Below are 12,927 nucleotides of genomic sequence, written 5' to 3' on the forward strand. Positions count from 1 at the left end.
CGCTAGGGCTGGCTCGGCTCGGGCACGTGCCGCTCGCCGGTCACCAGGTAGACGACCCGGCGGGCGACGCCGACGGCGTGGTCGCCGAAGCGCTCGTAGTACCGGCCGAGCAGGGTGACGTCGATCGCGGTCTCCACCCCGTGCGGCCAGCTGGGCGCCAGCAGCTCGCGGAACAGGTCGCGGTGGATCTGGTCCATCGCGTCGTCGTCGGTCTCCAGCTCCCGGGCCGCCTCGACGTCGCGCTTGGCGATGACGGTGCCGGCCTTGGCGACCAGCATCTCGGCGACGTGGCCGGCTTCCAGGAAGGCCGGGCGCACCTCCTGCGGCACCGCGTGGTCGGGGAAGCGCATGCGCGCCACCTTCGCGATGTGCTCGGCCAGGTCCCCCATCCGCTCGAGGTCGCTGGCGATCCGCGTGGCCGTCACGATCGTGCGCAGGTCGGTCGCGACCGGCTGCTGGCGGGCCAGCAGCGTGAAGCAGCGCTGGTCGATGCTCTCCCGGGTGGCGTCGATCTGCTCGTCACCGGCGATCACGAGGTCGGCCAGGGCGACGTCGGCGTCCAGCAGGGCGGTCGTGGCCGTGCTCATCTGCGAGCCCACGGTGTTCGCCATCTCGACCAGGCAACCCCGGATGTCCTCGAGCTCCTCGAAGTAGCTCTCGCGCATGTGTCGTCGTCCTCCCGTTGCAGCGTGCCTGCGAGGGTAGGTGCGCCGGTGACCGCGTTTCCCGTCCCCGGGTGAACGACTGCCCACACCCAGGTGAACACTGCCCCGCCGGAGGGGGAGATCGGCTGCGTTCCGGCGGAAACGGGGGTGTCCCGACCTAGCATCGGGTCGTGAGTCCACTGGTCGCGCTGGTGGTCGGCCTCGTCCTGGGCGGGGTGGTGGCCGCCACGGTCATCCTCCGCTTCCCGCGGGACCCCGCCGGTCCCGCGGTCGACGGCGCCGTCGTCGGCCCGCCCGAGGCCGCCTTCGCCCGGCGCCTGCTGGACCTCATGGATCCGGCGGTCGTCCTGGTGGACGTCGACGACGCCGTGCTGCTGGCCAACCCGTCGGCCCGGGCGCTGGGCATCGTGCGGGGGAGCCGGCTGCTGGTGCCCGACCTGCTCACGCTGGTGCAGGACGTCCGGGCGGGCGGCAGCCGCCGCGCCGACGTCCGGCTGCCCGGAGACCTCGCCGGCGCCGGCCCACGGCTGATGGGTGTGCACGGCGTCCGGCTGCACAGCGGCACGGCGCCGCTGCCGGGCCCCGTGGCGCTGGTGCTGCAGGACGTCACCGAGACCAGGCGCACCGAGGCCGTCCGCCGCGACTTCGTCGCCAACGTCGGGCACGAGCTGAAGACGCCCGTCGGGGCGCTCGCCCTGCTGGCCGAGGCGATCGAGCAGGCCGCCGACGACCCCGAGGCGGTGCAGCGGTTCGCCGGCCGGATCGCCCGGGAGTCCGACCGGTTGGCGCGCCTGGTCCGCGAGCTCATCGACCTGTCCCGGCTGCAGGGCGGTGAGCCGCTGCCCGAGCTGGTGCCCGTCGAGGTCGACGACGTGATCGCCGAGGCGGTGGACCGCACCCGCACCGCCGCCAAGGCCAAGGACCTGCACATCGCCGTCGGCGGGCACGCCGGGCTGGTGGTCCGCGGCGTCGAGAACCAGCTGGTGACCGCGGTGACCAACCTGCTCGCCAACGCCGTCGCCTACAGCGAGGGCGACAACCGCATCGCCGTGGCAGCCCGCGCGCGGTCGGGGTTCGCCGAGATCGCGGTCACCGACAGCGGCGTCGGGATCCCGCGCAAGGACCGCACCCGGGTCTTCGAGCGCTTCTACCGGGTCGACCAGTCGCGGGCCAGCAGCACCGGCGGCACCGGGCTGGGCTTGGCCATCGTCAAGCACGTGGCCAGCAACCACGGCGGATCGGTCGCCGTGTGGAGCGAGGAGGGCCTCGGCTCCACGTTCACCCTGCGCATCCCGCTGGTGTCCGGGCCCACCGACCCCGGAGACACCGACGCACCCCCGCCCGCGGCGGCCGACGAGCGGCCCGCCGAGAAGATGGAGATCGAGCGCTCATGACCCGAGTACTGGTCGTCGAGGACGAGGAGTCGTTCTCCGACGCCCTCTCCTACATGCTGCGGCGGGAGGGCTACGACGCCGTCGTGGCCTCGAACGGCCCCGACGCGCTGGCGGAGTTCGACCGCGCGGGCGCCGACATCGTCCTGCTCGACCTCATGCTGCCGGGTCTGCCCGGCACCGAGGTCTGCCGGTCCCTGCGCAGCCGCAGCAACGTCCCGATCATCATGCTGACGGCCAAGGACGGCGAGATCGACAAGGTCGTGGGCCTGGAGCTCGGCGCCGACGACTACGTCACCAAGCCGTACTCGGCGCGCGAGCTCGTCGCCCGGATCCGCGCGGTGCTGCGCCGGCGCGGGGAGGCCGGCGAGGCGCCCGCGAGCGAGGGCGTCCTCGAGGCCGGTCCCGTGCGGATGGACGTCGAGCGGCACGTCGTCGCCGTGGACAACGAGCAGGTCTCCCTTCCGCTCAAGGAGTTCGACCTGCTCGAGTACCTGCTCCGCAACGCCGGCCGGGTGCTCACCCGCGGCCAGCTCATCGACCGCGTGTGGGGCTCGGACTACGTCGGCGACACCAAGACCCTCGACGTCCACGTCAAGCGGCTGCGGGCCAAGATCGAGCCCGACCCCGCCAACCCCAAGTACCTGCTGACGGTGCGGGGCCTGGGCTACAAGCTCGAGGCCTGAGCCGGCTCAGCTCTTGAGCTCGTCGATCTTCTGCGACGCCTCGGCCTTGGTGAGGTCCTCGGGGACCTCCTCGTCGCTCTGGCGGGACAGCGTCTCCAGGTAGCTCTTCTGGGCACCGGTGGCCGGCTCGTCGCCGGTCACCCAGTCGGCCGGGTCCTTCTCGGCGGTGGGGTCGCCGGCCTGGCCGGTGTTCGCGTTCGATTCGCTCATGTGTTCGATGCTAGGCCGGGACGGGGACCCGCGCCTCCCGAGCGGGAGCGCTCGTGACGGCGGGGCGCCGGCCGGTCCGGTAGACGTGCACGCTCCCGCAGGCGGGGCACTCCACGTGCATCGCGATGTGCCTCCCCTCGGCCGTGGCGTGGTTGGTGACCGACCGGATCCGCCGGTCGGCGACCAGCTCGTCGGTCCTGGTGACGGGGCAGGTGATCAGCAGCATGGTCAGAAGAGTGCTCGGCCCGGGCGACGGGTACGAGTGGCAGAAGTGACCGCTATCGCGTCTTTTCTGCCATGATGCCCGCATGGCTCTCCCGGACCGCCCGCTCGTCGTCAGCGTCGTCGTCGCCGACGGCCTCGTCGGTAGCTTCGGCCTCGGCGTATGCGCCGAGGTCTTCGGCTACGACCGCAGCAGCATGGGGCTGCCCCGGTTCGACTTCGGGCTGGTGAGCGAGGCCCCCGGCGTGCTGCGCACCGACACCGGCATCCCCATCACCGTCGAGCACGGGCTCGAGCGGCTGGCCCGATCCGACATCGTCTCGATCACCGCGTGGGAGCTGTTCGACCGCGTGCCCTCGCCCGCGCTGCTCGAGGCGTTCCGCGCCGCGCACGCCCGCGGCGCGACGATCATCAGCCACTGCACCGGTGCGTTCGTCCTCGCCGCCGCCGGGCTGCTCGACGGCAAGCGCGTGACCACGCACTGGAAGTACGCCGGCGAGCTGGCCGCCCGGTTCCCGCAGGTCACCGTCGACCCGTCGGTGCTCTACGTCGACAACGGGCAGGTCATCACCGGCGCCGGGACGGCGGCCGGCGTCGACACCCTGCTCCACCTCGTGCGCCGGGAGTGGGGGTCCGCCGCGGCGAACGCCCTGGCCCGCGAGATGGTCGTGCCGCCGCACCGCGACGGCGGCCAGGCGCAGTTCATCGACGCCCCCGTGGCCGCCTGCGAGGACGACCTGCTGGGCGCCGTCCTGGAGTGGGCCACGGCCAACCTGGCCGAGGACATCTCGGTCGACCTGCTCGCCCGGCGGGCGCTGATGAGCCCGCGCAGCTTCGCCCGCCGGTTCAAGGCGACCACCGGGACCACCCCGCACGCCTGGCTCCTCGGCCAGCGGCTCGCGGCCGCGGAGGCGCTGCTGGAGGAGACCGACGCCCCGGTCGAGGAGGTCGCCCGGCTCGTGGGCTTCGGCACCGCGGCGGGTCTGCGCGAGCAGTTCGCCCGCCGGCGCGGGGTCTCGCCGCGTGCCTACCGGCAGACCTTCCGGGCCGGGACGGCGTCAGGCGCCGGGCCGGCGCCGTTGCAGCTCGACGGGCACCGGCCGGGGGCTGGCCGGGTGCGGCGCGACGAGACCCTGGTCGAGGCGGAGTTCGGCCAGCCGGCGTAGCTCGGTGAAGGCGGCCTCGCCGATGAGCTCGGTCAGCTCCGGCGCGTAGGTCTCGACCAGCGGCTCGCGCGAGACGTGCGCCAGCGGCGAGCCGGTGCACCACCAGTGCAGGTCCGCCCCGCCCGGACCCCAGCCGCGGCGGTCGAACTCGCCGATGCTGGAGACGAGGACGGTGGTCCCGTCCGGCCGCTCCACGTGCTCCTGCTCCCGCCGCACCGGCAGCTGCCAGCAGACGTCGGGCTTCGTCGTCAGCGGGTGTACTCCGCTGCGCAGCGCCATGCGGTGCAGCGCGCAGCCCTGGCCGCCCGCGAACCCGGGCCGGTTGAGGAAGACGCAGGCGCCGTCGACCACCCGGGTGCGCAGCGACCCCTTCCCGCTGTCGTCGTGGGCGCTGTCCTCCTCGGTCCACGCGACCCGCCCCACCGGTGCGAGCTGCCAGTCCTCGTCGGTGAGCTGCGCGACGGAGGCCGTGACCCGTGCCAGGTCGTCGTCGTCGGTGAAGAAGGCCCCGTGGCTGCAGCAGCCGTCGTCGGGGCGGCCCTCGACCACGCCCGCGCAGCCCCGGCCGAAGATGCACGTCCAGGCCGACGTCAGCCAGGTGAGGTCCGCCCGGATCACGTGCCCCGGGTCGGCCGGATCGGGGAACTCCACCCACTCGCGGGCGAAGTCGAGCGGCACCTCGGAGAGGGGGTCTGGCACGCACCCAGCCTAGGTGTGGTCCGGCCCGGCAGACTGGGCCCATGCGACTCGGGGTGCTGGACGTCGGCTCGAACACCGTGCACCTCCTCGTGGTGGACGCCCACCGCGGCGCGCACCCCACCCCCATGCACGACGACCGCTGGCTGCTGCGCCTCGCCGAGCAGATCGGGGAGGACGGCGTGCTGTCCAAGGCGGGGGAGAAGGCCCTGCTGAAGGCGGTGCTGGAGGCGTGCGAGCAGGCGGAGCAGCAGGGGTGCGACGAGCTGCTGGCCATGGTCACGTCCGCGATCCGGGACGCGTCCAACGGCCAGGAGGTCCTCGACCGCGTCACGGAGAGCACCGGCGTGGAGTTCCAGGTGCTGACCGGGGAGGACGAGGCCCGGCTCACCTTCCTCGCCGTCCGCCGGTGGTTCGGCTGGAGCGCGGGCCGGTTGCTCGTGCTCGACATCGGCGGCGGGTCGCTGGAGCTGGCCAGCGGCGTCGACGAGGACCCCGACGTCGCCCTCTCCCTGCCGCTGGGCGCGGGCCGCATGACCCGCCGGTTCCTGCCCGAGGCCCACGTCGGCGGCCGGCCCGACCTGGCCGCGCTGGGGAAGCTGGACTCCTACGCCACGGAGCTCCTGACCCCCGGCGCCAAGAAGCTGCGGGGTGCCGGCCGGCCGGACATCGTGGCCGCCACCAGCAAGACCTTCCGCACCCTGGCACGGCTGACCGGGGCCGCCCCGTACTCCGCCGGCCTCCAGGTGCCGCGGGAGCTCACCGCCGACGGCCTGGACCAGCTCGTCGGCTTCGTGTCGCGGATCGAGAGCGCGGCGCTGGCCGAGCTGCGGGGCGTATCGCCCGATCGCGCGCACCAGGTTCCTGCCGGCGCCGTGGTGGCTGCCGCAACTATGCGTGCGCTGGACGTACGGTGCGTGAGGATCTGCCCGTGGGCGCTGCGGGAGGGTGTCATCCTGCGCAGGCTGGACTCGTTGGGAGGGGTGTGATGGCGGAGACGGACTGGAGCCCGGACACCGGAGGTCGCTCGCTCGCCGAGATCCTCCGGGAGGCCGGCATCGAACGGGCCGACCGCGCTGCCCGACGCCGTTCCTGGGACGACCCCGAGGAGACCGGTATCCGGCAGCGCCGGGCCGAGGCGGCGGCCGCCGACGGCGTGGCCGGCCGCACCGGCTACGGACGGCGCCGGAGCGACGCGGCGCCCGACCGCCCCGACTTCACCGTCCCGCCCCCCGGCGTGGAGCGCCGGCAGCAGCCCGAGCGGCGGCAGGCGCGGCGCGCGCCCGACCCCTCGACCGCCGCCATCCCCGGCATCCGCCCGGACCGGAAGCCCGGCGTCCCCGTCGCGGCGCCGATGCCCAGCGCGCCGGTGCCCAGCGCGCCGGCGCCCCGGGAGGCCCTGCACAGCACGCCGGTCCCGGCGCTCGACCGCCGGCACTCGAGGGAGCTCCCGCAGCGGGGGGCGTCCCGGCCGGCGCGCGAGGAGCACCCGTCCACCGGTCCGATCCCGGTGGTCCGGCCGGGCGACGTCGACGCGGACCTGGACGCCGACCTCGATGCGACGCCGCGGGAGAGCGCCCTCGCCTGGCTGCGCTTCGCCGGCGAGCTGGTCATCGCCCTCGCCGCGGGCGTCGGCGTCTACTTCGCCGCCACCGTGCTCTGGGAGATCGTCCCGCACGTCGCCGTCCTGCTCGCCCCGCTCGCCGTGACCGGTCTGGTCACCGGCGTGGGCATGTGGCGTCAGCGGCAGGGGCGGGAGCCGGTCGGTGCGTGGCTCCTGGCGGTGCTGGTCTTCGCCGGCACGCTGCTGACCATCGCCCCCGCCGCCGGGCTGCTCGCCGCCGGCTCCTGAGGGTCAGTCCTCCTCGTCGTCGGCGTCGGCGCGGGCGAACTCCTCGACGATCGCCGCGCCGAAGGCGTCGAGGTCGTCGGGCTTGCGGCTGGTGATCAGGTTGCCGTCCACGACGACCTCCTCGTCCACCCAGTCCGCGCCCGCGTTGCGCAGGTCGGTCTGCAGGGACGGCCACGACGTCATCCGGCGGCCCTTCACGACCCCGGCCTCGATGAGCACCCACGGCGCGTGGCAGATCGCCGCGACCGGCTTGCCCGCATCGAAGAAGGAGGTGACGAACGCGACGGCGTCGGCGTCGGCTCGGACGAAGTCGCCGTTGATGACGCCGCCGGGCAGCACCAGGGCGCCGTAGGAGTCGGGGTCGGCGGAGCCGACGACGGCGTCCACCTTCTTCGTGTCGCCCTTGTCGATGTGGTCGTAGGCGGTGATGGTGCCGCCCTCCAGGGACACCAGCTCCGGCTCGGCGCCGGCCTCCTCGAGCGCCTGCCACGGCCGGTCCAGCTCGACCTGCTCGACGCCGTCCGTGGCCAGCACGGCCACCTTCATCCCGTTCAGTTCTCCTGCCATGAGGCCGCCGCTACCCGTGCCCCCGACGGGGCACACACCGGCGCACTACGGTTTCGGCGTGCCCGTCAGCCCCGCCACCGCGCTGCGCGGTCTGCTGTCCCGGCGGCTGGTCGCCGGGCGCGACCCCGTCGAGCTGGCGCGGGAGCTGGTCGGCGCGGGGTGCCTCGTGGCCTTCGAGGGGGGTGACGCGGCGCTCGTGGCGCGTGCCCGCGGCGCCGGGTTGGCGGGGTCCTGCGAGCTGGCGGTCCCGGTCGACCGGCTCGACGCGGTCCGCGGACCCGCGGAGGACGCCGGGGTCGCGATCGCCGTCACGGGTCCCCCCGCCGTGGTCGACGAGCTGGCCCCGCCCGGCGCACGGATCGTCGTGCGGGCCGACCAGCCCGGTGCCGACGAACGCTGCCGCCGCCTCGCGGGCCGGCGCATCCGGCTCGAGGCGGGGCCCGGCCACCGGGCCGGTCTCGGCCTCGTCCGCTGCCTCAACGTCCTGATGGCCGCCGACGGGCACCTCGGTGTCGCGGTGTCCGATCCGCGGTTGGTCGCCATCGCCGGTGAACGCGCGGCCTGGAACGGCCGCCCGTCCGACAGCTGGGAGCTCGTCATGCCCTACGGAGTCCTGCTCGCCGAGCAGCGGCGGCTGGTCGCCGCCGGCTCGGCCCTCCGGGTCGGCCTGGCGGTGGCCCCGTGACCGCGACCGGGCGCCGGGGGCTGGCGATCATCGGCGGCGGCAAGATCGGCGAGGCGCTGCTGTCGGGCCTGGTCCGGCGCGGCGGGCCCGACGGGATCCTCGTGTGCGAGCGGAGCCCCGAGCGCGCGGCCGAGCTCGGAGCGCGGTACGGCGTGGGCACCGTCGACCTCGGCGAGGCCGCCACCCGCGCGCGGGTGCTGCTGCTCGCGGTCAAGCCGCAGGACATCGACGTCCTCCTGGGCCGGCTGGCCGAGCACGTCGACCCCGGCCACCTGGTGGTCTCGGTCGCCGCCGGCGTCCCGACGCGGCGGATCGAGGCGGCCCTTCCCGACGGCGTCCCGGTGGTGCGGGTCATGCCCAACACCCCGGCGCTGGTCGACGAGGGCATGAGCGTGCTGTCGGCGGGGGCGCACGCGGGGGAGGAGCACCTCGACGAGGCCGAGGCGCTGCTGGCCGCCGTCGGGCGGGTGCGCCGGGTGCCGGAGGACCAGCAGGACGCCGTGACGGCGCTCTCGGGCAGCGGCCCGGCCTACTTCTTCTACCTGGTCGAGGCGATGGTCGACGCCGGCATCCTGCTCGGCCTGCCGCGGGCGCTGGCGGCCGATCTCATCGTGCAGACGGCGCTGGGCTCGGCGGTGATGATGCGCGATTCCGGCGAGCACCCGGTGCAGCTGCGGGAGGCGGTGACCAGTCCCGGCGGGACGACGATCGCCGCGGTCCGGGAGCTGGAGCGGCACGGTGTGCGGGCAGCGCTCATCGCGGCCATCGAGGCGGCGCACGCCCGGTCGGTGGAACTGGGGCGCGACACCCGCTGACGCGCGGGGGGCGTGGGGCGCCTGCGCCCCCGGAGGCCCGCTGCGGCGGCGAGCCGGGCACCGTAACCCACAAGTCGACATGAATCCAGCACTGTCCGTCATCGCGTCGTCACAGAGTTGCGAAACGCGGTGCGCCACAGTTCTGAGCGGTTGCACTGGTGTAGTTCTGCCGAGGACGGACCGGTCCGCCTGTTCGATTCACCCATCGCTCCAGTCACGTGGGCCCCTTACGCTCTGTACCAGCGCATGCGTGTTCAGTTGCCGGTGGGGAAGCCGGCGCCACGACATGCGCTAGGTCCGGAGACGAAGAGATGACCATGCCCCAGCGCTCTGCAGCCCCCGCGATGGCCCGCCCCGGTGTGCCCGGCCCCCGCCCCGTCGGCCGCCCGATGGCTGCCACGATGGCCCGCCCGGTCCCCGCGCAGCACCCGGCCGCCATGCCGCTGGGCCGCCCCGCCGTCCCCGCCCCCCGCGCCGCCGTCACGTTCCTGACCGTCGCCGAGGTCGCCTCCATGATGCGCGTCTCGAAGATGACCGTGTACCGCCTCGTCCACGCCGGCGAGCTCTCCGCCGTCCGCGTCGGCCGTTCCTTCCGCGTCCCGGAGCGCGCCGTGCAGGACTACCTCCGCGACGCCTACACCGACATCGCCTGAGAGCAGACACACCGTCGCCCGCCGGGCGACACCGCGGCCAGGTGGCCTCCGCGCGTCGGAGCGCCACCTGCTGCTGTTCCACCCCTTCGTCGTGACCCGGTCCGCCCGCGGCAGCGTCGCCGCGGGGCGGCCGGTACGCTCGGTCGCCGGGTGATCCAGGGCTGACCCGCCCAGGTGTCACGCACGAGCTGAGAATTCTCAAGACGACGTCGGGAGCACCACGTGGGTTCTGTCATCAAGAAGCGGCGCAAGCGGATGGCGAAGAAGAAGCACCGCAAGCTGCTGAAGAAGACGCGCGTCCAGCGACGCAACAAGAAGTGAGCTGACGCTCGTGCCGCCCGCGGTCGTCCTCGTCACCGGTGTGAGCCGGTGGCTGGGTGGTGCGCTGGCGGCCGAGCTGGCAGCTGACCCCTTGATCGGGCGGGTCATCGGCGTGGACACCGTCCCGCCGTCGCAGGAGATGCTCCGCCGGCTCGGGCGCACCGAGTTCGTGCGGGCCGACATCCGCAACCCGCTGATCGGCAAGGTCATCGCGGCGGCGTCGGTCGACACCGTCGTGCACATGAACATCAGCTCCACGCCGGCCGGTTCCGGCGGGCGGGCGCCGATGAAGGAACTCAACGTCATCGGCACCATGCAGCTGCTGGCCGCCTGCCAGCGCGCGCCGTCGGTGCGCCGGTTCGTGCTGAAGTCGACGAGCGCTGTCTACGGCGCCTCCTCCCGCGACCCCGCGGTGTTCACCGAGGCGATGCAGGCGCGCGCCGTGCCCTCGGGCGGGTTCGCGAAGGACAGCCTCGACATCGAGGGCTACGTCCGCGCGTTCTCGCGACGGCGGCCCGAGGTCGAGGTCGCCATGCTGCGGTTCACCAACTTCATCGGGCCGCGGATCGACTCCCTGCTCACCGGCTTCTTCCGCATGCCGGTGGTGCCCACCGCCCTCGGCTACGACGCCCGGGTCCAGCTCCTCCACGAGGACGACGCCCTGGCCGTGCTCACCCGCGCCACCACCGGCGACTTCACCGGCACGGTGAACGTCGGCGGCGCGGGCACGCTGCTGCTCTCGCAGGCCATCCGCCGGCTCGGCCGGGTGGAGGTCCCGATCCCGACCCCGGCGCTGGGTTCGGTCGGGCGGCTCTCGCGCCGATTCGGTTTCGTGGACTACTCGCCGGAGCAGATGCGGTTCCTGAACTTCGGGCGGGTCGTCGACACGACGGTCCTGCGCGAGCGGTTCGGCTACACCCCCCGGTACACCACGGAGGCCGCCCTGGACGACTACGCCCGCACGGTGCCGCCGGTCGTCTCGCCGCGCCTGGTGCACTCGGTCACCTCGCGCGCCCGCTCGGTCCTCGAGCACGCCGGCGACGCCGCGACCGCGGTCGGCGAGCGGCTCCGGCCGGCGCCGCCGGCCCCGGGCCTGCGGGCGGTGCGCGATGCCTGAGGCACGCGTGATCCCGCTGCGCCCGGACGACGACGACCCCTACGTCCCGCCCGCGGCACCGCCCGGCTGGGAGGAGCAGCTCGCCGGCGGGCTGGAGTTCCTGCGCCGTCGGCTGACGGGGGAGTACGAGACCGACGAGTTCGGCTTCGACCCCGACCTCACCGACCACGTGCTGCTGCCGGTCCTGCGGCCGTTCTTCTCGACGTGGTTCCGCGTCGAGAGCCAGGGGCTGGAGAACGTGCCCGCCGACGGTGGTGCGCTGCTGGTCGCCAACCACTCGGGCACGCTGCCCGTCGACGCGCTGATGACGACGGTCGCCCTGCACGACGACCACCCCGCCCGGCGGCGGCTGCGCCTGCTCGGTGCCGATCTCGTCTTCGAGCTGCCGTTCATCGGCACGATGTCCCGCAAGATGGGCACCACGCTGGCGTGCAACGAGGACGCCGAGCGCCTGCTGACCGCCGGCGAGCTGGTCGGCGTCTTCCCCGAGGGGTTCAAGGGCATCGGCAAGCCCTTCCGCGAGCGCTACACCCTGCAGCGGTTCGGGCGCGGGGGTTTCGTCACCGCGGCTCTGCGGACCGGTGTCCCGATCATCCCGTGCGCCATCGTGGGCGCCGAGGAGATCTACCCGATGATCGGCAACGCCAGGACGGCGGCCCGGTTGCTCGGCCTGCCCTACCTGCCGATCACGCCGACCTTCCCGCTGCTCGGCCCGCTCGGCCTGGTACCGCTGCCCTCGAAGTGGCTGATCGCCTTCGGCGAGCCGATCGAGACGGCGTCCTACGGCCCGGCCGCCGCCGAGGACCCGATGCTGGTGTTCAACCTGACCGACCAGGTCCGCGAGACCATCCAGCACTCGCTCTACCAGCTGCTCCTCCAGCGCAAGAGCGTCTTCGGCTGATCGCCCCGAGGGCTCGGCGCGGCGAGCTCACCAGGGGAGCTTGTCGCGCCTCCGCAGGGCGATCGCTCCGCCGACCACACCGCCGGTGAGCGCAGCGGCGGCCACGGTGGGGACGCCGATCCTCGCCGCCTTCCGGCCGGTCCGGAAGTCGCGGATCGTCCAGCCGCGCGCCCGCGCGACCGCCCGGAGCTCGGTGTCAGGATTGACCGCGACGGCGTCCCCGGTCAGCGACAGCATCGGCAGGTCGTTGGCCGAGTCGCTGTAGGCCGTGCACCGGGCGAGCTCCAGGCCCTCCCGCTCGGCGAGGGCCAGCACCGCCTCGGCCTTCGCCGGGCCGTGCATCAGCTCGCCGACCAGCCGGCCGGTGTACTTGCCGTCGACGACCTCGGCGACCGTCCCGAGCGCCCCGGTGAGCCCCAGCCGGTGGGCGATGATCGAGGCCAGCTCGACCGGTGTCGCGGTGACCAGCCACACCCGCTGACCCGCGTCGAGGTGCTGCTGGGCCAGCGCCCTGGTGCCCGCCCAGATCCGGTCGGCCATCAGCTCGTCGTAGATCTCCTCGCTGGCCTGCACGATCTCGGCGACGGGCCGGCCCGCGACGAAGGCCAGCGCGTTCTCGCGGATGGTGTGCATGTCATCGGCGCTGCCCTCGTTCCCGCCGATGCGGAACTTGAGCTGCTGCCAGACGAAGCCGGCCATGTCGCGGCTGCTGAAGTACTTGCGGGCGGCCAGCCCGCGGGCGAACCAGAACAGCGAGGCGCCCATCATCATCGTGTTGTCGACGTCGAAGAACGCCGCGCCGGTGGGGTCGGGATCGACCGAGGGCGGCGGCGCCACCTCGGCCGCGGCGGCCGACGCCGCGCCCGCGACGTGAGCGCGGGTCTCCTCGTCGACGGCCGCCTCCGAGCGCACGGACCGGCGGCCGCGGAACGGCACTCGCGGCACGACGTCCTCCCTGCGATCGACCTGCCGCCGGTGCG

At 74.1% G+C, this 12,927-nt stretch carries 17 protein-coding genes; 11 read left to right on the plus strand and 6 right to left on the minus strand.

All coding sequences use genetic code 11. The features are described 5' to 3' along the window. Positions 1 to 2: 2 nt before the first annotated feature. A complete protein-coding gene (gene phoU, locus DCS98_RS08700; RefSeq protein ID WP_116450968.1) occupies positions 3 to 665 on the minus strand; it encodes a phosphate signaling complex protein PhoU in 663 nt (220 codons plus the stop codon). Positions 666 to 835: 170 nt separating this feature from the next. Here phoU and DCS98_RS08705 point away from each other — a divergent pair, with 170 nt between their 5' ends. Together DCS98_RS08705 and DCS98_RS08710 are read left to right on the plus strand one after the other, a co-directional pair. Continuing rightward, positions 836 to 2,059, plus strand: a complete 1,224-nt coding sequence (locus tag DCS98_RS08705) for a sensor histidine kinase (RefSeq protein ID WP_116450969.1) — start codon at positions 836 to 838, stop codon at positions 2,057 to 2,059. After that, complete coding sequence (locus DCS98_RS08710; RefSeq protein WP_116450970.1) at positions 2,056 to 2,742, plus strand: response regulator transcription factor; 687 nt, start codon at positions 2,056 to 2,058, stop codon at positions 2,740 to 2,742. The genes DCS98_RS08705 and DCS98_RS08710 overlap by 4 nt, the downstream gene beginning before the upstream one ends. 6 nt (positions 2,743 to 2,748) lie before the next feature. On the opposite strand, the gene DCS98_RS08715 is transcribed toward DCS98_RS08710, so the two are convergent. Beyond that, positions 2,749 to 2,952 (minus strand): DUF3072 domain-containing protein, encoded by a 204-nt coding sequence (locus DCS98_RS08715; RefSeq protein ID WP_116450971.1) that lies wholly within the window; start codon positions 2,950 to 2,952, stop codon positions 2,749 to 2,751. A gap of 10 nt (positions 2,953 to 2,962) precedes the next feature. Next, the gene (locus tag DCS98_RS08720) at positions 2,963 to 3,178 is read right to left on the minus strand and encodes a hypothetical protein (protein ID WP_116450972.1); all 216 of its coding nucleotides are present in this window, start codon (positions 3,176 to 3,178) and stop codon (positions 2,963 to 2,965) included. Between the two features lie 82 nt (positions 3,179 to 3,260). Here DCS98_RS08720 and DCS98_RS08725 point away from each other — a divergent pair, with 82 nt between their 5' ends. Beyond that, positions 3,261 to 4,340: a helix-turn-helix domain-containing protein gene (locus DCS98_RS08725; RefSeq protein ID WP_116450973.1), complete on the plus strand. Its 1,080-nt coding sequence runs from the start codon at positions 3,261 to 3,263 to the stop codon at positions 4,338 to 4,340. On the opposite strand, the gene DCS98_RS08730 is transcribed toward DCS98_RS08725, so the two are convergent. Next, on the minus strand, positions 4,233 to 5,039 hold the full coding sequence (locus DCS98_RS08730) for a DUF3109 family protein (RefSeq protein ID WP_116450974.1): 807 nt from the start codon (positions 5,037 to 5,039) through the stop codon (positions 4,233 to 4,235). The genes DCS98_RS08725 and DCS98_RS08730 overlap by 108 nt on opposite strands. Positions 5,040 to 5,080: 41 nt before the next feature. Here DCS98_RS08730 and DCS98_RS08735 point away from each other — a divergent pair, with 41 nt between their 5' ends. Then, positions 5,081 to 6,025 carry a Ppx/GppA family phosphatase gene (locus tag DCS98_RS08735; RefSeq protein WP_116450975.1) on the plus strand — a complete coding sequence of 315 codons (945 nt, stop codon included), beginning with the start codon at positions 5,081 to 5,083 and terminating at the stop codon, positions 6,023 to 6,025. Beyond that, on the plus strand, positions 6,025 to 6,888 hold the full coding sequence (locus DCS98_RS08740; RefSeq protein ID WP_116450976.1) for a hypothetical protein: 864 nt from the start codon (positions 6,025 to 6,027) through the stop codon (positions 6,886 to 6,888). Before DCS98_RS08735 ends, DCS98_RS08740 begins: the two co-directional genes overlap by 1 nt. A gap of 3 nt (positions 6,889 to 6,891) precedes the next feature. Here the strand turns inward: DCS98_RS08740 and DCS98_RS08745 are convergent, their stop codons facing one another. Beyond that, positions 6,892 to 7,455 (minus strand): type 1 glutamine amidotransferase domain-containing protein, encoded by a 564-nt coding sequence (locus tag DCS98_RS08745; RefSeq protein WP_116450977.1) that lies wholly within the window; start codon positions 7,453 to 7,455, stop codon positions 6,892 to 6,894. A gap of 58 nt (positions 7,456 to 7,513) precedes the next feature. Here DCS98_RS08745 and DCS98_RS08750 point away from each other — a divergent pair, with 58 nt between their 5' ends. The 6 genes from DCS98_RS08750 to DCS98_RS08775 all read left to right on the plus strand — a co-directional run bounded on the left by DCS98_RS08750 (position 7,514) and on the right by DCS98_RS08775 (position 11,947). After that, entirely contained in the window at positions 7,514 to 8,140 is a 627-nt protein-coding gene (locus DCS98_RS08750) for a hypothetical protein (RefSeq protein WP_164704471.1), read from the plus strand. Further along, on the plus strand, positions 8,137 to 8,955 hold the full coding sequence (gene proC / locus DCS98_RS08755) for a pyrroline-5-carboxylate reductase (RefSeq protein ID WP_116450979.1): 819 nt from the start codon (positions 8,137 to 8,139) through the stop codon (positions 8,953 to 8,955). The genes DCS98_RS08750 and proC overlap by 4 nt, the downstream gene beginning before the upstream one ends. A gap of 311 nt (positions 8,956 to 9,266) precedes the next feature. After that, the gene (locus DCS98_RS24165; protein WP_241037389.1) at positions 9,267 to 9,608 is read left to right on the plus strand and encodes a helix-turn-helix domain-containing protein; all 342 of its coding nucleotides are present in this window, start codon (positions 9,267 to 9,269) and stop codon (positions 9,606 to 9,608) included. A gap of 222 nt (positions 9,609 to 9,830) precedes the next feature. Continuing rightward, complete coding sequence (locus DCS98_RS08765) at positions 9,831 to 9,929, plus strand: 30S ribosomal protein bS22 (protein WP_012854759.1); 99 nt, start codon at positions 9,831 to 9,833, stop codon at positions 9,927 to 9,929. Positions 9,930 to 9,939: 10 nt separating this feature from the next. After that, complete coding sequence (locus DCS98_RS08770; RefSeq protein ID WP_116450980.1) at positions 9,940 to 11,046, plus strand: NAD-dependent epimerase/dehydratase family protein; 1,107 nt, start codon at positions 9,940 to 9,942, stop codon at positions 11,044 to 11,046. Continuing rightward, a complete protein-coding gene (locus DCS98_RS08775; RefSeq protein WP_116450981.1) occupies positions 11,039 to 11,947 on the plus strand; it encodes a lysophospholipid acyltransferase family protein in 909 nt (302 codons plus the stop codon). Before DCS98_RS08770 ends, DCS98_RS08775 begins: the two co-directional genes overlap by 8 nt. Before the next feature lie 27 nt (positions 11,948 to 11,974). On the opposite strand, the gene DCS98_RS08780 is transcribed toward DCS98_RS08775, so the two are convergent. After that, entirely contained in the window at positions 11,975 to 12,892 is a 918-nt protein-coding gene (locus tag DCS98_RS08780) for an HAD family hydrolase (protein ID WP_116450982.1), read from the minus strand. Between the last annotated feature and the right edge of the window lie 35 nt (positions 12,893 to 12,927).

The organism is Blastococcus litoris, from assembly GCF_003075095.1.
Taxonomy (GTDB): Bacteria; Actinomycetota; Actinomycetes; order Mycobacteriales; family Geodermatophilaceae; genus Blastococcus_B; species Blastococcus_B litoris.